We start from the raw sequence: 18,113 nt of genomic DNA, 5'->3' as shown, positions 1-18,113 counted from the left end.
CTCCGGTACTACCTGGAACATCTAACTCATTGAATCTCAAGGAGTTTTCCGTTCCGACTGCGCCGGAAGTGGGGCGAATTATAGAGAGATTAAACGGGGCGTCAAGGACTTATTTCAATAAAACTGACATAAAGGTCAAAACCCCTAAAAACAAAAAGGGAGGCCTCACGGCCTCCCCTTCTCTACCTGGCCTTACAGGCTAGGGAATGCGAACTGCGAAGCCTCATGGCTGGCACGCTGCGGCCAACGCTGAGTGATCGCTTTGCGTCGGGTATAGAAGCGCACACCATCCGGACCGTAAGCATGCAGGTCGCCGAACAACGAACGCTTCCAGCCGCCGAAGCTGTGGTAAGCCACCGGTACCGGCAGCGGTACGTTAACGCCCACCATGCCCACTTCGATCTCGTCGCAGAACAACCGCGCCGCTTCACCGTCACGGGTGAAGATGCAGGTGCCGTTACCGTATTCGTGCTCGTTGATCAGGCGCATGGCCTCTTCCAGGCTATCCACGCGAACCACGCACAGTACCGGCCCGAAGATCTCTTCTTTATAGATGCGCATGTCCGTGGTCACGCGGTCGAACAGCGTGCCGCCGACAAAGTAGCCATCTTCGTTACCGGCAACGCGGTAGCCACGACCGTCCACTACCAGCTGCGCACCGGCAGCAACACCGTCGTCAATGTAGCCAAGCACTTTGTCACGGGCAGCTGCAGTCACCAGAGGGCCCATGTCCAGGCCACAAGAAGTTCCCGCACCGATTTTCAGCGCCTTGATCTGTGGTTCCAGCTTGGCAATCAGTGCATCGGCAACCTGGTCACCCACACACACCGCTACGGAGATGGCCATGCAGCGCTCGCCGCAAGAGCCATATGCTGCGCCCATCAGTGCGCTGACGGCGTTGTCCAGATCGGCATCCGGCATCAGCACGGCGTGGTTCTTCGCGCCGCCCAGGGCCTGGACGCGCTTGCCGCGCTTGGTACCTTCGGAATAGATGTATTCGGCGATCGGGGTCGAGCCGACAAAGCTCAGAGCCTTGACCTCTGGCGCCTCGATCAGCGCATCGACTGCTTCCTTGTCACCGTGCACTACGTTCAGCACGCCCTTGGGCAGACCGGCTTCGTGCAACAGCTGGGCGATCAGCAGGGTCGAGCTCGGGTCGCGCTCCGAAGGCTTGAGGATGAAGCAGTTACCGCAGGCAATCGCCAGCGGGTACATCCACAGCGGCACCATGGCCGGGAAGTTGAACGGGGTGATGCCGGCCACCACGCCCAGCGGCTGGAAGTCGGACCAGGCATCGATGTTCGGGCCGACATTGCGGCTGTACTCGCCCTTGAGCACTTCCGGGGCAGCGCAGGCAAATTCGACGTTCTCGATGCCGCGCTTGAGCTCACCGGCGGCGTCTTCCAGGGTTTTGCCGTGCTCTTCGCTGATCAGCTGGGAGATACGTGCTTCGTTCTGCTCCAGCAGTTGCTTGAAGCGGAACATCACCTGGGCGCGCTTGGCCGGCGGCGTGTTGCGCCAGGCCGGGAAAGCGGCCTTGGCCGAATCGATGGCCTGTTGCACGGTTTGCTTGCTGGCCAGGGCGACCTTGTGGATAGCCTGGCCGGTAGACGGGTTGAAAACATCGGCGGTGCGCTCGTCGGCAGCAACCAGCTCGCCATTGATCAGGTGTTGAACAGTGCTCATGCAAAACTCCAGAAAAGGGGGTGATCCTGGACGCGAGCGCGCTCGCGTCCTCTTCTTATATAGGTGTAAGAATCAGCTGACCTGGTTGATGGCCTCGCCGACCGCATCGAACAGACGATCCAGTTCCTGCGGCTGGCTGTTGAAGGTCGGGCCAAACTGCAGGGTGTCGCCACCGAAGCGTACATAGAAGCCGGCTTGCCACAGCTTCATGGCAATCTCGTACGGACGCACGATGGCATCACCGTCACGGGCGGCAATCTGGATGGCACCGGCCAGGCCGTAGTTGCGGATGTCGATGATGTTCTTCGCACCCTTGATGCCGTGCAGCACTTTTTCGAAATGCGGCGCCAGTTCAGCGGCAGCCTGCACCAGGTTTTCCTTTTCCAGCAGATCCAGGGCGGCGATACCGGCAGCGCAAGCGACCGGGTGCGCCGAGTAGGTGTAGCCGTGCGGGAATTCCACGGCGTATTCCGGGGTCGGCTGGTTCATGAAGGTTTGATAGATCTCGCTGCTGGCAATCACCGCGCCCATCGGGATAGCGCCGTTGGTGACTTGCTTGGCAATGCACATCAGGTCCGGGGTAACGCCAAAGGCTTCGGCACCGGTCATCGCGCCCATACGGCCAAAGCCGGTGATGACTTCGTCGAAGATCAGCAGGATGTTGTGCTGGTCGCAGATTTCCCGCAGGCGTTTCAGATAACCCTTAGGTGGCGGCAGGACGCCGGCGGAACCGGCCAGAGGCTCGACGATCAGCGCAGCGATGTTCGAAGCATCGTGCAGCTCGATCAGCTTGAGCATTTCATCGGCCAGGGCGATACCGCCCTCTTCCGGCATGCCCTTGGTGAAGGCGTTGCTGGCCAGCAGGGTATGTGGAATGTGGTCGACATCGAGCAACTGGCCGAACAGTTTACGGTTGCCGTTGACGCCGCCCAGGCTGGTACCGGCGATGTTCACCCCGTGGTAACCACGGGCACGGCCGATCAGTTTGGTCTTGGTGGCCTGGCCTTTCAGACGCCAGTAAGCGCGCACCATCTTCACCGCAGTATCGGCGCACTCGGAACCGGAGTTGGTATAGAAGACGTGGTTGAGGTTGCCCGGGGTCAGCTCGGTGATCTTCTCGGCCAGCTGGAACGACAGCGGGTGACCGAACTGGAAGGCTGGCGAGTAGTCGAGTACGCCCAACTGGCGCGACACCGCTTCCTGAATCTGCTTGCGGGTGTGACCGGCACCGCAGGTCCACAGGCCCGACAGCGAGTCATAGATCTTGCGCCCTTTGTCGTCGGTCAGGTAGCTGCCTTCGGCGGCAACGATCAGCCGTGGATCGCGCTGAAAATTGCGGTTGGCGGTGTAGGGCATCCAGTGGGCGTCCAGCTTGAGCTGGCTGGCCAGACCGACAGGAGCGTTTTCAGGCAGATTCATCGGGCAAGTCCTCGCAAGGCAATTGGGCAGCGATAAGTGTTGTTGCGACTAAGTTGTCACGGGGATAAAGTCTGGAAAACCCAACTTTTCTAATCTTCAGATAGACGACTACTAAACTATGAGCCGGCGCCCCGATCCCCTCGCGCAAGTCAGCGACTTTGATATCCGTCTCCTGAAGATCTACCGCAGCGTAGTCGAGTGCGGCGGCTTTTCGGCGGCCGAGAACGTCCTCGGCATCGGCCGTTCAGCCATCAGCCAGCAGATGAGCGATCTGGAGCAGCGCCTGGGATTACGCCTGTGCCAGCGCGGGCGTGCCGGCTTCTCGCTGACCGAGGAAGGCCGCGAGGTGTATCAGTCGGCCCTGCAACTGCTCAGTGCCCTGGAGAGCTTTCGCACCGAGGTCAACGGCCTGCACCAGCACCTGCGCGGCGAGCTGAACATCGGCCTGACCGACAACCTGGTGACCTTGCCGCACATGCGCATCACCCACGCCCTGGCGCAGCTCAAGGACCGTGGCCCGGATGTGCGCATCCAGATCCGCATGATCGCGCCCAGCCAGGTTGAGCAAGGGGTGCTCGACGGCAGCCTGCATGTCGGTGTGGTACCGCAGACCAGTCCGCTGTCGGGGCTGGAGTATCAGCCGCTGTACAGCGAACGCTCGCTGCTTTATTGCGCAGTGGGCCATCCGCTGTTCTATGCCGACGACCGGCAGCTGGACGACGAGCGTCTCAATAGCCAGGACGCCATCGCCCCGACGTTCCGTTTGCCGGCCGATGTCCAGGCGCACTATCAGGCACTCAACTGCACTGCCAGTGCCTCGGACCGTGAAGGCATGGCCTTTCTGATCCTCACCGGGCGCTATATCGGCTACCTGCCGGATCACTACGCCAGCTTCTGGGTCCAACAAGGCAGGCTGCGCGCGCTCAAGCCAGCGCAGCGCTTCTATGACCTGAGCCTGTGCTGGGTGACGCGCAAAGGGCGGCGCCCGCATCTGGTCCTGGAAAGCTTTCTGGAAAGCCTGGCGGCTACTCGCTGAGCACTAATGCTGATAGCTTAGCCAGTCAGAAAAGATAACCGTTGCCTTGCCTGGAACCGCCCATGCCCTTCGAAGTCCCTGCGCATCGTGTCACCGCCCCGGGCAAGCCCGCCGGCCGCATTCGTCAGAAGAACGAGCAAGCCATCATCCAGGCTGCCGAAGACGAGTTCGCCCGGCATGGCTTCAAGGGCACCAGCATGAACACCATCGCCCTCAAGGCCGGGTTGCCCAAGGCCAACCTGCACTACTACTTCACCAACAAGCTGAGCCTGTATGTGGCGGTGCTGAGCAACATCATCGAATTGTGGGACAGCACCTTCAACGCCCTGAGCGTCGAGGACGATCCGGCAACGGCGCTGAGCACCTACATCCGCACCAAGATGGAATTTTCCCGGCGCAATCCCCAGGCTTCGCGGATCTTCGCCATGGAAATCATCAGCGGCGGCCAGTGCCTGAGCGACTACTTCAGCCAGGACTACCGCGACTGGTTCAAGGGCCGCGCGGCGGTGTTCCAGGCCTGGATCGACGCCGGCAAGATGGACCCGGTCGACCCTGTGCACCTGATTTTCCTGCTTTGGGGCAGCACCCAGCACTATGCCGATTTCGCCACCCAGATCTGCCAGGTCACCGGCCGTAGCCGCCTGACCAAGCAAGACATGGAAGATGCCAGCAATAATCTTATCCACATCATTCTCAAAGGCTGTGGCCTGAAACTTCCCGACTGAACCTGCGTTTATGCCTTTTACCCTGCTCGACACCTGCGAATTTCGCGAAGAGATTCGCAAGAGCCGCTTCATTACCCTGGCAGCGCCGATCAGCAGCGCTGCCGAGGCCATGAGCTTCATAGAACAGCACAGCGACCTGGCCGCCACCCATAATTGCTGGGCCTGGAAGCTGGGTGCGCAATACCGCAGCAGCGACGACGGCGAACCCGGCGGCACCGCCGGACGCCCGATCCTGGCAGCGATCGAAGCCCAGGACTGCGATCAGGTCGTGGTCCTGGTGATCCGCTGGTACGGCGGTATTCAGCTGGGCACAGGCGGTCTGGCCCGCGCTTATGGCGGCGGTGCCAACAAATGCCTGCAGCAGGCAGAAAAGCGCCTGCTGGTCAGCCGCAGCGAAGTCAGCTGCAGTTGCAGTTTCAGTGAGCTGGCCCTGCTTAAATTGCGTGTGGCAGAAGCCGACGGCCTGGTGCTGGAAGAACACTTCACCGCCAACGGCGTCGATTTGTTGCTGGCGCTGGGTGAAGAACAGATCGAGCCGCTGCAACGTCAGCTGGCAGACCTGAGCCGCGGTCGGATCCTGCTGGAACGGCGCTGAACATTTGCCCACATTCACTGTGGGCCTGGCTGTGGATAAGCTCTGGGCATTCGTCTGAGCGCCTTGAATCACGTGGCTTTCAGGCAAACGATCATATTTTGATCAAGATTTGATGACAGCGTTTCAACTGCCGGAAAATCAGTCAGTTATCCCCATTTATTACCCCCGGGAGGAAGCCTGCAGGCGCTTATATCCACATCCGGCGCTTGCTCACAGATACTGTGGAGCAAGCTGTGGATAAGCCGTGTACCCCTGCGTCAACAGCCTGTTCAGCCACGGTTTGGCTAGACTGGTTATTCTTTGATCAACCATTGTCCCATTGATAGGAGCTTCCACATGCCTGAGAACAAAACCGCCCTGATCATCGGTGCCTCTCGCGGTCTGGGCCTTGGGTTGGTAGAACGTCTGCAAGAGGATGGCTGGAATGTTATTGCTACCGTACGCGACCCGGCCAAGGCCACTAACCTTTCACCTTTGCCAGGCGTCCAGGTGCAGACCCTGGAGATGAACAGCAGCACCCAGCTCGACGCACTCCAGCAACGTCTGCAAGGTCAGACGTTCGACCTGTTGTTCGTCAATGCCGGCGTCATGGGTCCAACTGACCAGAGCCCCGCACACGCGCAATTGGCCGAGGTTGGCGATCTGTTCATGACCAATGCCGTATCCCCCATCCGCGTCGCTGAGCGTTTTAGCCCACAGCTGCGAAAAAACAGCGGGGTGATCGCCTTCATGAGCTCAGCGCTTGGCAGCGTAAGCATTCCCAATGAACCGGAACTATCGCTCTACAAAGCCAGCAAGGCTGCCTTGAACTCGATGATCAACAGCTTCGTGGTACGCCTGGGCGACACTCCGCTCACGGTGCTGGCCATGCACCCGGGCTGGGTCAGAACTGACATGGGTGGCGAAGGTGCCGACATTGACGTGCTCACCAGCACCCGTGGCTTGCTTGAACAGGTCAAGGCCTACGCCGGCAAAGGTGGTCTGTACTTCATCAACTACAAGGGCGACAGCCTGATCTGGTGAAACCGTTCACGGTGGGTGTAGACTCGACACCTCGCCCACCGTGGCGGACCTGGATCAGCAGACAGGACAACACTGAGCTGGCTAACCTGAACCCACTTTCAGAGGAGCCGGCACCATGCCTGCGACCCGTACCTGGTTGAAAAACCCGCTTGCCATCTTCACCGCCAACAGCCTCGATGCCCGTGGCGGCCTGGTCCTTGAAGACGGCCGCATCACTGAAGTCCTGGCCCTCGGCGAAAGCCCGTCCAGCCCCTGTGGACAAGTGTTCGACGCCCGTGAGCACGTGGTCCTGCCAGGACTTATCAACACCCATCACCACTTCTACCAGACCCTGACCCGCGCCTGGGCGCCGGTGGTCAACCAGCCGCTGTTTCCCTGGCTCAAGACCCTCTACCCGGTCTGGGCCCGCCTGACCCCGGCCAAGCTCGAGCTGGCCACCCGCGTGGCCCTGGCCGAATTGCTGTTGTCCGGCTGCACCACTGCCGCTGACCACCACTATCTGTTCCCGGATGGCCTGGAAAACGCCATCGACGTACAGGTCGAAGCCGTGCGCAAGCTGGGCATGCGCGCCATGCTCACCCGCGGTTCGATGAGCCTGGGCGAAGCCGACGGCGGTCTGCCGCCGCAGCAGACGGTGCAACAGGGTGAAGTGATCCTGGCCGACAGCCAACGACTTATCCACAGCTACCACGAACGTGACGAAGGCGCGCAAATCCAGATTGCCCTGGCCCCCTGCTCGCCGTTCTCTGTCACCCCGGAGATCATGCGCGCCAGTGCCAGCCTTGCCGAAGAACTGGATGTGCGCCTGCACACCCACCTGGCCGAAACCCTCGATGAAGAAGACTTCTGCCTGCAACGCTTCGGTCTGCGTACCGTGGATTACCTGGACAGTGTCGGCTGGCTTGGTCCGCGTACCTGGCTGGCCCACGGGATTCACTTCAACCCGGACGAAATCGCCCGCCTGGGCGCCGCCGGTACCGGGATCTGCCACTGCCCGAGCTCGAACATGCGTCTGGCTTCGGGCATCTGCCCGACCGTTGATCTGACCAACGCCGGTGCCCCGGTTGGCCTGGGGGTCGACGGATCAGCCTCCAACGATGCCTCCAACATGATCCTCGAAGCGCGCCAGGCCCTGTACCTGCAGCGCCTGCGCTACGGCGCCGAAGCGATCACCCCGGAACTCGCCCTGGGCTGGGCTACCCGTGGATCGGCGCAACTGCTTGGGCGTACAGACATCGGGGAGCTTGCTGTGGGTAAACAGGCTGACCTGGCCCTGTTCAAACTCGACGAACTGCGTTTCTCCGGCAGCCACGATCCGCTTTCGGCACTGTTGCTGTGCGGTGCCGATCGCGCCGACCGGGTCATGATCGCTGGCCAGTGGCGAGTGATCGACGGGCAGATCGAAGGCCTGGACGTCCAGGGCCTGATCGCCGATCACCGCCAGGCCGCTGCGCAGCTGATTGCCGGCTGAGGCTTCAGAGGCCAAGAAACGCCAGCATGATGAAGGTGGCGAACAACACGAAATGGGTCATGCCCTCGATCGCGTTGGTTTCGCCATCGTTGAGATTGATTGCGCTGACGATCAGGGTGATGGCGATCATCACCGTCTGCACTGGCGTCATGGCCATCTGGAAGGGCTGGCCGGTGTAGAGCGCCATCGCCTCCATCAGTGGCACGGTCAATATCACCGTGGACAGCGATGCTCCCAGGGCGATATTGACCACTGACTGCATGCGGTTGGCCAGCGCTGCACGCAATGCAGTGAGGATCTCCGGCGCTGCCGAAATCGTCGCCACCACAATGGCCATCAATACCGGCGGCGCCCCACTGCCCTCCAGGCCATAATCCAGGGGATGCGACATGGCCTCCGCCAGTACCCCGATAACCAGCACTCCAAAGACCAGGATGACGATCGAGTGAACCTTGTTCACCGCTACCGGCGATGGATTGCGGCGTTTCTTCTGCGGATAGCTGTAACTGAAGAAATAGCTGTGCGGCCCGACCTGCATGCGCAGGAACAAGGCGTAGAGCAGCAGCATGGCGGCGATGGTGAACGCCGAATAAAGCTTCCAGTGCTCACGCGCAATGAACTCCGGAACCACCATGGAAACCCCCATGGCGGTCATGATCATCACACTGTAAGTGCGTGCCGAATCATCGTTGTACGGCTGCTCGCCGTGCTTGAGCCCGCCCATCAGCGCTGCCAGGCCTAGGATCCCGTTGATATCGAGCATCACCGCCGAGTAGATAGTGTCGCGTACCAGCGTGGGCGAGGGCTCATTGCTCATCATGATCGCCAGCACCAGCACCTCGACCATCACCGCGGACAAGGTCAGAATCATGGTGCCGTAAGGATCGCCGACATTCTCGGCCAGCCGTTCGGCATGTTGGGCCACGCGCATCGATGCACAGATGATTGCCACCACCAGTACCAACCCCGCCAGTAACGCGACCGTGTGACCATGCTCCAAGAGCTGTCCCTGCAGCGGCCAGGCCAGGGCCGCCAGCAGCACAGCCAGTAACAACGGTTTTTCCTGGTTCATGAGGGCAAGCATTGACGGCCTTGATCCAGTGATGGCGGACAAAGTGACTGTAGTCACTGTAGAAGGTTTGTGGCATGCACCACCCGGTCAGCTTTCTCGGCCAGCGGCGAACAACCCTGTAGAATGCGGGCAACCGCACCTGATGAGAAACCGACTTTATGTACGACTGGCTTAACGCGCTGCCCAAGGCAGAATTGCACCTGCACCTGGAAGGATCGCTGGAGCCCGAGCTGCTGTTCGCCCTGGCCGAACGCAACAAAATCGCCCTGCCCTGGAACGACGTCGAAGCGCTGCGTTCGGCCTATGCGTTCAACAACCTGCAGGAGTTTCTCGACCTCTACTATCAGGGCGCCGACGTGTTGCGCACCGAGCAGGACTTCTACGACCTGACCTGGGCCTACCTGTTGCGCTGCAAGGCGCAGAACGTGATCCACACCGAGCCGTTCTTCGACCCGCAAACCCACACCGATCGTGGCATTCCCTTCGAAGTGGTGCTCAATGGCATCAGCGCTGCGCTCAAAGATGGCCAGCAGCAGCTGGGCATCAGCAGCGGCCTGATCCTGAGTTTCCTGCGCCACCTGAGCGAAGAAGAAGCGCACAAGACCCTAGACCAGGCCCTGCCGTTTCGCGATGCCTTTATCGCCGTTGGCCTGGACAGCTCGGAAATGGGCCACCCGCCTAGCAAGTTCCAGCGCGTCTTCGACCGCGCCCGCAGCGAAGGTTTCCTGACCGTTGCCCACGCCGGTGAAGAAGGGCCTCCCGAGTACATCTGGGAAGCCATCGACTTGCTCAAGATCCAGCGCATCGACCATGGTGTGCGTGCGATTGAAGACGAGCGCCTGATGCAGCGGATCATCGACGAGCAGATCCCGCTGACCGTCTGCCCGCTGTCCAACACCAAACTGTGCGTGTTCGACCACATGAGCCAGCACAACATCCTCGACATGCTCGAGCGTGGCGTGAAGGTCACAGTGAACTCGGACGATCCAGCTTATTTTGGTGGTTATGTCACCGAAAACTTCCATGCCCTGCATACCCACTTGGGCATGACTCAGGATCAGGCCCGGCGTCTGGCACAGAACAGCCTGGATGCGCGGTTGGTGAAGCCGTAAACATCGTTGAGTGATCGCGGGGCAAGCCCGCTCCTACGGAGGGAGCGGGCTTGCCTTACGGCGCTAGCCGACGGATTGCAGCGTTAACGGCTGGGCAATCCGGTTGATCTGATGCAGTCCTGCCGCGCTGATCTGCAACCTGCGTGAAGTCTCGCTCTCGCGGATCCAGCCCGATTGCATGAACAGCTTGAGCAAGCTGCTGCCCAACGCGCCACCCAGGTGCGGGCGGTGGTCGCTCCATTCGCTGCAGCAGCGACAACTGCTGAATCTTCTATGCTGATAGCGGGCCAGCGCGTCAATGAAGATGCCATGGCGGGCAAACTGTGTGCGCCCTTCCGGAGTCACTTCGATCTGTTGCTCCAGGCCCTCCAGCCAGCCGGCGTCGAACAGGCGCTGGTAGAGGTCCGCCGCCAGCTCACCGCCCAGATGATCACCGCATAACCGGGCCCGGCGCATGGACAGGGGAATGCCGACGTCCTCCCGGGCCGCGAGCATTTCCCGGGTGGTGACCTGAACACTGGCCAATGCTTCCACAGCAGCGCCGACTTCAGGTCCGGCCAGCCTGAAATAGCGTTTTCTGCCGCGCGGCTCAAGCTTGAGCAAGCCACTGGCCGAGAGCCTTGCCAAATGTGCACAGGCTGAAGAAAGCGTCAGGCCGGTTATGTCCGCCAGTTCATCAGAGGGCCGTGCCATTCCGTCGATCAACGCCCAGAGCATCGCGCTGCGTTTGGGATCAGCGAGCAGGCTGGCAATCTGGCTGATACTTGTAACAGGTTTCATATCTCAACTCCCTGCGAGATCACATCTGAAATCGTTCGAATAACCATGGCAGCGGCGTTTACTGCGAGGTTCCCGATGTCAGAGCGGCTGGAAGTTTTAGTGTTGACTCACCAGCAGTCAGCCAGCGCTTTGAACCAGGCAAAGATCGAGTGATAGCGATAACTTGTCGGCCGCAGACATGGAAGTTTCTCTCGCTGGAAACGACTGCCGGGGCGATTATAAGCCGCCTCGGCGCAACAAACCCCGTTCCTCTCTGCAGGCAACGGGGTAAAACTACCCTGCTCTGCCAAACCATAGCCACAACGTATTCGCATAAGGCACGGGTTAACCTTCGACACGTTTGTTGTAGACCCGCACGCCATACCTGTTCGTTTCAACTTTCAAACAGCGGGTCATAAAAAAACCAGGAACTAAGCCTACAGTTCAAGCACTCACGAACTACAAATAAATCGGCAAGTTCTGTAGCAGCAAAAGTGCTCTACGGGCTCACATGCTGTAATTGTTCGAACAGCAACTGGCAGCGTTCCCTGAGCAGATTGCGCAGCAACTGCACCGGCTTACCCAATTGCGCCCGATGCGTGCACATCAGGTTCAGCGGCGCGGCTTCGCCCTCCAGGTGCCCCAACAACACCTTCAAGTGCCCTGCCTGCACGTCATACGCCACATCCAGCCAGGATTTGTAGGCGATCCCCACGCCTGCCAGCGCCCAGCGGCGGACTACATCGGCATCGTCGCAAAAACGGTCGCCGCTGACGGTTATCCCGGCTTCAGCTGCTCCGCGGCCAAATCGCCAATGATCGTGAACACGGCTGCCCAACTGGTAGAGCAGGCAATTGTGCCGGGCCAGGTCGGCAACGTCCTTCGGCTCGCCATGGCGGACCAGGTACGCAGGCGCGGCGCACAACACCCGGCGGTTATCTGGACACAGTGGCAGTGCCACCAGGCTTGAATCCTCCGGCGTACCGTAGCGCAGGGCAATGTCCGCCGCCTGGCGAAACAGGTCGGCATTGCGGTCGCCCAGTAACAGGCGCACCGATAGCTTCGGGTGTTCACGTTGCAGTTCATCCAGCCAGGGCAGCAAGACATTGCGCCCGAAGTCCGACGGCGCCGACAGCTGCAATACGCCACTGACGTCATCCTGCCCCCGTGCCAGCTGACGCTGTCCTTCATCCAGGCTTGCCAGGGCATTGCGTGCGTGCAACAGAAAGCCCTCGCCTTCGGCGGTCAGGCGCAGGTTGCGGGTAGAGCGAGCAAGCAAGCGCGTACCCAATTGCTGCTCCAGGCGTTTGAGCGCGGCACTGGCCACCGCCGGAGAAAGGTCGAGCAGGCGCGCCGCCGCTGACAGGCTGCCCAGTTCGGCGGTGCGAACGAACAGCTGCAGGTCATCGATTCGCACAGGAAGGCCTCGGCATTATCAAAAAAATATTGAAAGTATCTGTCGTTCTAGCGGCTTTTAACAGGAAGTGAAAGCGCCAATGATGGCGCCCAACGATTTGCCCTTGAGGACGTCACGCATGAAAGCCATCGCCTACTACCATTCCCTGGCCATTACCGACCCGGCCGCCCTGCAGGACATCGAGCTGCCAAGCCCTGAGCCAGGGCCACGTGACCTGCTGGTAGAAGTGCGGGCCATTTCCGTCAACCCGGTGGATACCAAAGTCCGCCAGAACGTGCAGCCTGAAGCGGGTGTCGCCAAGGTGCTGGGTTGGGATGTGGCCGGTGTGGTCAAGGCGGTGGGCAGCGAGGTCAGCCTGTTCCAGCCTGGCGACAAGGTCTATTACGCCGGCTCCATCGCCCGGGCCGGCGCCAACAGCGAGCTGCATGTGGTGGACGAACGCATCGTCGGCCATATGCCCAGAACCCTGAGTTTCGCTGAAGCCGCCGCCCTGCCGCTGACGGCAATCACCGCCTGGGAACTGCTGTTCGAACGCCTGCAGGTTGCTGAAGGGAAGAAGGATTTGGGCCAACGCCTGTTGATCGTCGGCGCAGCTGGTGGCGTCGGCTCGATCCTGACCCAGTTGGCTAGTCAGTTGACCGGGCTCACCGTGATCGGCACCGCGTCGCGTCCACAGACCCAGGAATGGGTCCGTCAACTGGGCGCCGACCAGGTGGTCGACCATAGCCAGCCACTCGCCGAAGCACTCAAGGCGCAGGGTATCGATTACGTCACCCATGTCGCCAGCCTGACCCAGACCGACCAGCACCTGGCACAACTGGTCGAGGCCCTGGCCCCGCAAGGCAAGCTGGCGCTGATCGACGACCCCAAGCAACTGGACGTCGGCCTGCTCAAGCGCAAAAGCCTGTCGCTGCACTGGGAGTTCATGTACACCCGTTCGCTGTTCGAAACCGCCGACATGATCGAGCAGCACAACCTGCTCAACCGGGTTGCCGAACTGATCGATGCCGGTACCCTCAAGACCACTCTGGGCGAGCATTACGGCACCATCAACGCCGCCAATCTGCGCCGCGCCCACGCCCTGCTGGAAAGCGGTGCAGCCAGAGGCAAGATCGTACTGGAGGGTTTCTGAGGCAAAGCGCCCGCCCCGCTATCGGGGTGGGCATGACCGTCAGTCCGACAACTGATCCCGGTCATTTCCCTGGCGTACAGCAGCGCTACAATTCGTCAGCCAACGCCAACTGCAGGTATGCCGCGATGATTATTCAAGTCAGTGCATCAGCCCAGAAGCCCGGCTGCCCCTGGCAGGTTCGACTGGACCAGCAGGTCGTGAACTTTCGCAGCGAGGCCGAGGCCCGGGCCTTCGTCAATACCTTGCAGACCCGCTTGCAGGCGCCACACCCGCTCAAACGGGTCGGCTGAGCTGTAACCGGCGCGTAGCCATCGACATCGCTACCGCCCCCAGACCACAGAGACTGATGACCAGCGCCATGGGCACTGCGCTGCCATCGTGCAATACGCCGACCAATGCCGCAGCCCCCGCCGCGACGCTGAACTGAATACAGCCCAGTAGCGCCGAAGCACTCCCGGCCCGTGCGCCTTGTCCGTTCATGGCGCACGCCGAGGCATTGGGGATGATGCAACCCAGGCTGGCAATACAGATGAACAGTGGAATCAGCAGCGGCCACAGCTGAGCCGGTTGCAAGGCGCTGATCGCCAGCAAGGTCAAGCCCGACGCCAGGTACACCCATACGGCCCGTCGCAGCAAAAAGGCCGGCCCACGTTTGGCCAGCAGCCGCGCATTGATCTGCGCCACCAGAATGAAACCTGCCGCGTTGCTGCCGAACAGCCAGCCATAGTGCTCGGCGGGCACCCCGTAGAGCTTGATGAAGACGAAGGGTGAACCGGCGATATAGGAAAACATCCCGGCAATGGCGATACCCCCGGTCAAGGCATGGCCGATGAAGAGCCGATCCTTGAGCAGGCGCCCGTACTGACGCAAGGCACCGGAAAGCGGCTGACGTGGCTGACTGGCCGGCAGACTTTCCGGCAAGCCCAACGCAACAGCCAGGGTGCACAGGGCGCTGAACAGAGTCAGGGCAACAAAGATCGATTGCCAGCCATACACATTGACCAGCACACCACCGAGCATCGGTGCCAGGATCGGCGCCAGGCCCATCACCAGGACCAGTTGGGAAAACACCTTGGCCGAGGCTATCGCATCGCATTTGTCACTGACGATGGCCCTTGACAGCACCATGCCGGCACAGCCACCCAGCGCCTGAACGAAGCGCGCCACGATCAGCGCATCGAGATTGGGCGCAAAGGCACAAGCGAGTGACGCCAGGGTAAACAGGCAGACGCCGACCAGTAGCGGAATCCTGCGGCCGAAGCGATCAGCCACCGGCCCATAGGCCAGCTGACCAATGGACAAGCCGAGGAAGTAGGCAGCCAGAGTGGTCTGGATATGTTTTTCGTCAGTACCGAAAGCCAGCGCCATCGCTGGAAAGCCTGGCAGGTAAAAGTCGATTGCCAGGGGCCCGAACGCACTCAAGGCGCCCAGAATCAGGATGGTTCGCAGGTTCATCGGGAATCCATAGCAGGCTAAGCAAGTCTGCTAGTCTAACCGGCCTGCCGGGGTTTCGCTGCGAAGAGTTGGGCCCGCGCGATGAATCTTTTATCCACCGCGCGGACCCGCAGGGGTCAGAGCGCTTCGGCCTGGTAGCCTTCTTCGCGGATCAGTTGAAGAATCTGCGGAGCCTGCAGCGAACTTTGCACCTTCACCTGTTTCTGCGCGAGATCGACTTCAACCACGGCGTCTTCATCCTGCGCCTGTACGGCACGGGTCACGGCCTTGACGCAATGGCCGCAGGTCATTCCTTGAACGTTGAACACTTGCATGGGAACTGCCTCCTGTGGGTTTTGACCAAGTTTCAAGCTTGCCACCGGGGCAAGGTCAAGATCCGCTTTACGCTGCCGGGCTGGAAATCATCGTGCGGGTCGGCCAAGCTGCGAGCCTGACGATTGACGATGCAGGAGTTTCATTTCATGCGCAGGGCAGCTTTCGGCCTTTTCGGCCTGCTGGGTATTTTCGCCGTGCTTCCCCAGGCCAATGCCGCGGGGCCAAGCGACTACAGCATTCTGATCATCTCCCGCGAGCGTCTGGAAGTGGCGACCTCGTGCGAGATTGGTGTGTACATCAACGATCAACTGGCCGGACGCGTGTTCCAGGAACAATCGACCTCATTCAACCTGCCACCGGGCGAACTCGATGTGCGTCTGCGCTACCTGCCTGGCCAGGCCCCAGGCTGCCAGCCGGGGATCGAGAATCAGCGCAGTAACCACTTGAAGCTGTTGGCCGGTCAGATCAATAAATACCGGATTGCGACCGATCAGAATGGCCTCACGTTGATCAGATCCGGGCTGGGCTATTGACCTTACCCTTGTGGAAAGGTTGATGCTGGGGGCCTGCCTGAACACCCAATACAGGACGACGCCCAATGAACATCGGCCAAGCCGCCCGGCGCTCAGGATTGAGCGCCAAGATGATTCGCTATTACGAGTCCATTAACCTGCTCAAGCCAGCCCTGCGCAGTGACAGTGGCTACCGCGTTTACCAACAGGAAGACTTGCACCGCCTGGCCTTCATCAAGCGCTCGCGCGACCTGGGCTTTTCACTGGATGAGGTCGCCCGTCTGCTGACCCTGTGGCAGGATCGCCAGCGCGCCAGTGCCGACGTCAAGGCCCTGGCCAGCCAGCATATCGATGACCTCAACCGGCGCATCGAAGAACTGGTGAGCCTGCGCGATACCCTGAGCGAGCTGGTCGCCCATTGCCAGGGCGATGATCGTCCCGACTGCCCGATCCTCAAGGACCTGGCAGCCGGGGGCAGCTGCTGTCACTGACGGCTTACTGCAACCAGGGCGGTGTCGGCTCTTCTTCCTTGCTCGAACCCCGTTCGGCGTCCTCGCGGATGGCGCGCCGACGGGCTTCGTCCAGGCGCGCCGCATCGATTTCACGCATGACCCCGTCGATATCGGCGCTGTGCTCGTCCTCGGCGAACTGACCGCTCAGCTCGCTTTCCGGCAACAGTTCGCCGGCCTGGTACAGGGCCCACATTTCCTGGGCGTAACGGGTGTCCCTGAGCTCAGGGGCAAAACGCCCGAAATAGGCGGCCATGTTGCCGACATCGCGCTCGAGCATGCTGAAGGCGTGGTTGTTGCCTGCCGCATCCACCGCCTGCGGCAAGTCGATGATCACCGGGCCATCCGGCCCCAGCAGCACGTTGAACTCCGACAGGTCGCCATGCACAAGGCCGGTGCACAGCATCAGGACGATCTGGCGAATCACGAACGCGTGGTACTCGCGCGCCTGCTCAGGCTCCAGGTACACATCATTGAGCCGTGGGGCGGCATCGCCGTACTCGTCGGCCACCAGCTCCATCAGCAGCACGCCATCAAGGAAGTCGTAAGGTCGCGGCACGCGCACGCCGGCATTGGCCAGGCGGAACAGGGCCGCTACTTCGGCATTCTGCCAGGCGTCCTCAGCCTCCTTGCGCCCGTACTTGGAGCCTTTGGCCATGGCCCGGGCCTGGCGGCTGTTGCGCACCTTGCGGCCTTCCTGATACTCGGCGGCCTGACGGAAGCTGCGCTTGTTAGCCTCTTTGTAGACCTTGGCACAGCGCAATTCCTTGCCGCAGCGCACCACGTACACGGCGGCCTCCTTGCCACTCATCAACGGTCGCAGTACTTCGTCGACCAGTCCATCTTCAACCAGTGGTTCAATGCGTTTTGGAGTCTTCATCGGCTTTTGTCGGGGGTCCTGTTCTGCCAGACACGGGATTTTTTGTAGGTCACCGGTGCTGCACCGGATTGTCGCTGTAGCAAGACCGCACTGCGTTGTAACGGCAATCGGCCTGACTTGCCATAGTTTTTGTAAATGTTGGTGCTCAATCGTTCACAAAAATCGCCAGATTTCTTTACCGCACTACAGCCGCATGCCCCCCGGGGTGAAACCGAACAGGCTTTTGAACGCCGCTATATAGGCCGAGGTGGAATCATAACCGCAGCCCAGCGCAGCTTCGGTGACGCTCTGTCCGGCCTCCAGCGCCGTCAGCGACGACAACAGGCGCATGCGCTGCCGCCAGCTGCGAAAGCTCAAGCCGGTTTCACGCTGGAACAGACGTGTCAGGGTCTTTTCCGAGGTGTTCAAGCGCTGCGCCCACTGCCCCAGGGACTGCCCCTGCTCCGGCTCGGCGAGCAATTCGTTGCACAGCTCAAGCAAGCGTGGATGCTGGGGTAAAGGCAAGGAAAAGCCCACCTCCGGCAGGGTCTGCAACTGGTCCAACAACACTGACACCAACCGCGCGTCGGCGCTGTCGCCCTCGGCATAGTCCACCGGCAGCAGACAGAACTGCTTGATCAGCTCACGGGCCAGCGGCGTGACTTCCAGCACCCGGCACTGCCCCGGCGCCCAGCTGGCGTCCTCACGGCGCACATACAGGCTGCGCATCTCGGCCTGCATCGAGGTCACCACCTCGTGTTCAACCCCAGGCGGGATCCAGACGCCCCACTGCGGCGGCGCGAAGTAGCTGCCCTCGGCGGTGTACACCCCCAGCACGCCACTGATCGCGTAGGAGAACTGTACCCAGTCATGCTGATGACGTGGTGTCCAGGAGCCGGCCCCGAGACTTTCCGCCCGCGCATACAGCGCCCGCGGCAGGCGCTCAAGCACAGGAATCGGACGCGGTGACGGTTGTTGTCCGTTTATCGGCATCACTTGGCCTTATGTCGCAAGAC

Annotated in this window: 19 protein-coding genes; 10 read left to right on the top strand and 9 right to left on the bottom strand. The window is 60.9% G+C overall.

The window, feature by feature from the left end; translation table 11 throughout:
• Positions 1 to 192: 192 nt before the first annotated feature.
• Positions 193 to 1,686, bottom strand: a complete 1,494-nt coding sequence (locus NPS47_RS23345; RefSeq protein ID WP_038614971.1) for a CoA-acylating methylmalonate-semialdehyde dehydrogenase — start codon at positions 1,684 to 1,686, stop codon at positions 193 to 195.
• A gap of 72 nt (positions 1,687 to 1,758) precedes the next feature.
• Entirely contained in the window at positions 1,759 to 3,105 is a 1,347-nt protein-coding gene (locus NPS47_RS23340; RefSeq protein ID WP_274297110.1) for an aspartate aminotransferase family protein, read from the bottom strand.
• 118 nt (positions 3,106 to 3,223) lie between these two features.
• Here NPS47_RS23340 and NPS47_RS23335 point away from each other — a divergent pair, with 118 nt between their 5' ends.
• The 5 genes from NPS47_RS23335 to NPS47_RS23315 all read left to right on the top strand — a co-directional run bounded on the left by NPS47_RS23335 (position 3,224) and on the right by NPS47_RS23315 (position 7,955).
• Positions 3,224 to 4,141: a LysR family transcriptional regulator gene (locus tag NPS47_RS23335; RefSeq protein ID WP_274297109.1), complete on the top strand. Its 918-nt coding sequence runs from the start codon at positions 3,224 to 3,226 to the stop codon at positions 4,139 to 4,141.
• A 62-nt stretch (positions 4,142 to 4,203) separates the two neighbouring features.
• A complete protein-coding gene (locus NPS47_RS23330; RefSeq protein ID WP_274297108.1) occupies positions 4,204 to 4,866 on the top strand; it encodes a TetR/AcrR family transcriptional regulator in 663 nt (220 codons plus the stop codon).
• A 10-nt stretch (positions 4,867 to 4,876) separates the two neighbouring features.
• A complete protein-coding gene (locus tag NPS47_RS23325) occupies positions 4,877 to 5,461 on the top strand; it encodes an IMPACT family protein (protein ID WP_274297107.1) in 585 nt (194 codons plus the stop codon).
• 336 nt (positions 5,462 to 5,797) lie between these two features.
• Positions 5,798 to 6,484, top strand: coding sequence for an SDR family oxidoreductase (locus NPS47_RS23320; RefSeq protein ID WP_274297106.1), 687 nt, complete (start codon positions 5,798 to 5,800; stop codon positions 6,482 to 6,484).
• A 115-nt stretch (positions 6,485 to 6,599) separates the two neighbouring features.
• Positions 6,600 to 7,955, top strand: a complete 1,356-nt coding sequence (locus NPS47_RS23315) for an 8-oxoguanine deaminase (RefSeq protein WP_274297105.1) — start codon at positions 6,600 to 6,602, stop codon at positions 7,953 to 7,955.
• 4 nt (positions 7,956 to 7,959) lie between these two features.
• Here the strand turns inward: NPS47_RS23315 and NPS47_RS23310 are convergent, their stop codons facing one another.
• Positions 7,960 to 9,039 carry a calcium:proton antiporter gene (locus NPS47_RS23310; RefSeq protein WP_274297104.1) on the bottom strand — a complete coding sequence of 360 codons (1,080 nt, stop codon included), beginning with the start codon at positions 9,037 to 9,039 and terminating at the stop codon, positions 7,960 to 7,962.
• Between the two features lie 146 nt (positions 9,040 to 9,185).
• On the opposite strand from NPS47_RS23310, the gene NPS47_RS23305 reads away from it, so the two are divergent.
• Complete coding sequence (locus tag NPS47_RS23305) at positions 9,186 to 10,139, top strand: adenosine deaminase (protein WP_274297103.1); 954 nt, start codon at positions 9,186 to 9,188, stop codon at positions 10,137 to 10,139.
• Between the two features lie 63 nt (positions 10,140 to 10,202).
• On the opposite strand, the gene NPS47_RS23300 is transcribed toward NPS47_RS23305, so the two are convergent.
• Together NPS47_RS23300 and NPS47_RS23295 are read right to left on the bottom strand one after the other, a co-directional pair.
• Positions 10,203 to 10,919 carry an ArsR/SmtB family transcription factor gene (locus NPS47_RS23300; protein ID WP_274297102.1) on the bottom strand — a complete coding sequence of 239 codons (717 nt, stop codon included), beginning with the start codon at positions 10,917 to 10,919 and terminating at the stop codon, positions 10,203 to 10,205.
• Between the two features lie 478 nt (positions 10,920 to 11,397).
• Positions 11,398 to 12,315 carry a LysR family transcriptional regulator gene (locus NPS47_RS23295; RefSeq protein WP_274297101.1) on the bottom strand — a complete coding sequence of 306 codons (918 nt, stop codon included), beginning with the start codon at positions 12,313 to 12,315 and terminating at the stop codon, positions 11,398 to 11,400.
• Positions 12,316 to 12,433: 118 nt separating this feature from the next.
• Between NPS47_RS23295 and NPS47_RS23290 the strand changes: the two genes are divergently transcribed.
• Positions 12,434 to 13,447 carry a zinc-binding alcohol dehydrogenase family protein gene (locus NPS47_RS23290; protein ID WP_274297100.1) on the top strand — a complete coding sequence of 338 codons (1,014 nt, stop codon included), beginning with the start codon at positions 12,434 to 12,436 and terminating at the stop codon, positions 13,445 to 13,447.
• Between the two features lie 125 nt (positions 13,448 to 13,572).
• Positions 13,573 to 13,737 carry a hypothetical protein gene (locus tag NPS47_RS23285; protein ID WP_274297099.1) on the top strand — a complete coding sequence of 55 codons (165 nt, stop codon included), beginning with the start codon at positions 13,573 to 13,575 and terminating at the stop codon, positions 13,735 to 13,737.
• On the opposite strand, the gene NPS47_RS23280 is transcribed toward NPS47_RS23285, so the two are convergent.
• A complete protein-coding gene (locus NPS47_RS23280; protein ID WP_274297098.1) occupies positions 13,721 to 14,902 on the bottom strand; it encodes a multidrug effflux MFS transporter in 1,182 nt (393 codons plus the stop codon). The two genes, NPS47_RS23285 and NPS47_RS23280, sit on opposite strands and share 17 nt — an antisense overlap.
• Positions 14,903 to 15,018: 116 nt before the next feature.
• Positions 15,019 to 15,216, bottom strand: a complete 198-nt coding sequence (locus tag NPS47_RS23275; protein WP_274297097.1) for a heavy-metal-associated domain-containing protein — start codon at positions 15,214 to 15,216, stop codon at positions 15,019 to 15,021.
• Between the two features lie 147 nt (positions 15,217 to 15,363).
• Between NPS47_RS23275 and NPS47_RS23270 the strand changes: the two genes are divergently transcribed.
• Both NPS47_RS23270 and cueR read left to right on the top strand, forming a co-directional pair.
• Positions 15,364 to 15,750: a hypothetical protein gene (locus NPS47_RS23270; RefSeq protein WP_274297096.1), complete on the top strand. Its 387-nt coding sequence runs from the start codon at positions 15,364 to 15,366 to the stop codon at positions 15,748 to 15,750.
• Between the two features lie 65 nt (positions 15,751 to 15,815).
• Entirely contained in the window at positions 15,816 to 16,220 is a 405-nt protein-coding gene (cueR, locus tag NPS47_RS23265) for a Cu(I)-responsive transcriptional regulator (RefSeq protein WP_274297095.1), read from the top strand.
• A 4-nt stretch (positions 16,221 to 16,224) separates the two neighbouring features.
• On the opposite strand, the gene NPS47_RS23260 is transcribed toward cueR, so the two are convergent.
• Both NPS47_RS23260 and NPS47_RS23255 read right to left on the bottom strand, forming a co-directional pair.
• Positions 16,225 to 17,118: a PA4780 family RIO1-like protein kinase gene (locus NPS47_RS23260; protein ID WP_274297094.1), complete on the bottom strand. Its 894-nt coding sequence runs from the start codon at positions 17,116 to 17,118 to the stop codon at positions 16,225 to 16,227.
• 183 nt (positions 17,119 to 17,301) lie between these two features.
• Entirely contained in the window at positions 17,302 to 18,090 is a 789-nt protein-coding gene (locus NPS47_RS23255) for an AraC family transcriptional regulator (protein WP_274297093.1), read from the bottom strand.
• Positions 18,091 to 18,113: the final 23 nt, after the last annotated feature.

Origin of the sequence: Pseudomonas putida (assembly GCF_028682475.1) — a bacterium.
In the GTDB taxonomy this organism is placed as follows: domain Bacteria; phylum Pseudomonadota; class Gammaproteobacteria; order Pseudomonadales; family Pseudomonadaceae; genus Aquipseudomonas; species Aquipseudomonas putida_AG.
The sequence above is the reverse complement of the archived record's forward strand: the minus strand, read 5'-3'. Positions and strand labels throughout refer to the sequence as shown.

What these genes read in the sequence shown, in the direction of transcription:
- NPS47_RS23275 (WP_274297097.1), bottom strand. Translation starts at nt 15,216, where the DNA reads ATGCAAGTGTTCAACGTTCAAGGAATGACCTGCGGCCATTGCGTCAAG.
- NPS47_RS23280 (WP_274297098.1), bottom strand. Translation starts at nt 14,902, where the DNA reads ATGAACCTGCGAACCATCCTGATTCTGGGCGCCTTGAGTGCGTTCGGG.
- NPS47_RS23320 (WP_274297106.1), top strand. Translation starts at nt 5,798, where the DNA reads ATGCCTGAGAACAAAACCGCCCTGATCATCGGTGCCTCTCGCGGTCTG.
- NPS47_RS23270 (WP_274297096.1), top strand. Translation starts at nt 15,364, where the DNA reads ATGCGCAGGGCAGCTTTCGGCCTTTTCGGCCTGCTGGGTATTTTCGCC.
- NPS47_RS23340 (WP_274297110.1), bottom strand. Translation starts at nt 3,105, where the DNA reads ATGAATCTGCCTGAAAACGCTCCTGTCGGTCTGGCCAGCCAGCTCAAG.
- NPS47_RS23330 (WP_274297108.1), top strand. Translation starts at nt 4,204, where the DNA reads ATGCCCTTCGAAGTCCCTGCGCATCGTGTCACCGCCCCGGGCAAGCCC.
- NPS47_RS23310 (WP_274297104.1), bottom strand. Translation starts at nt 9,039, where the DNA reads ATGCTTGCCCTCATGAACCAGGAAAAACCGTTGTTACTGGCTGTGCTG.
- NPS47_RS23255 (WP_274297093.1), bottom strand. Translation starts at nt 18,090, where the DNA reads ATGCCGATAAACGGACAACAACCGTCACCGCGTCCGATTCCTGTGCTT.
- cueR (WP_274297095.1), top strand. Translation starts at nt 15,816, where the DNA reads ATGAACATCGGCCAAGCCGCCCGGCGCTCAGGATTGAGCGCCAAGATG.
- NPS47_RS23290 (WP_274297100.1), top strand. Translation starts at nt 12,434, where the DNA reads ATGAAAGCCATCGCCTACTACCATTCCCTGGCCATTACCGACCCGGCC.
- NPS47_RS23300 (WP_274297102.1), bottom strand. Translation starts at nt 10,919, where the DNA reads ATGAAACCTGTTACAAGTATCAGCCAGATTGCCAGCCTGCTCGCTGAT.
- NPS47_RS23285 (WP_274297099.1), top strand. Translation starts at nt 13,573, where the DNA reads ATGATTATTCAAGTCAGTGCATCAGCCCAGAAGCCCGGCTGCCCCTGG.
- NPS47_RS23315 (WP_274297105.1), top strand. Translation starts at nt 6,600, where the DNA reads ATGCCTGCGACCCGTACCTGGTTGAAAAACCCGCTTGCCATCTTCACC.
- NPS47_RS23325 (WP_274297107.1), top strand. Translation starts at nt 4,877, where the DNA reads ATGCCTTTTACCCTGCTCGACACCTGCGAATTTCGCGAAGAGATTCGC.
- NPS47_RS23345 (WP_038614971.1), bottom strand. Translation starts at nt 1,686, where the DNA reads ATGAGCACTGTTCAACACCTGATCAATGGCGAGCTGGTTGCTGCCGAC.
- NPS47_RS23335 (WP_274297109.1), top strand. Translation starts at nt 3,224, where the DNA reads ATGAGCCGGCGCCCCGATCCCCTCGCGCAAGTCAGCGACTTTGATATC.
- NPS47_RS23305 (WP_274297103.1), top strand. Translation starts at nt 9,186, where the DNA reads ATGTACGACTGGCTTAACGCGCTGCCCAAGGCAGAATTGCACCTGCAC.
- NPS47_RS23260 (WP_274297094.1), bottom strand. Translation starts at nt 17,118, where the DNA reads ATGAAGACTCCAAAACGCATTGAACCACTGGTTGAAGATGGACTGGTC.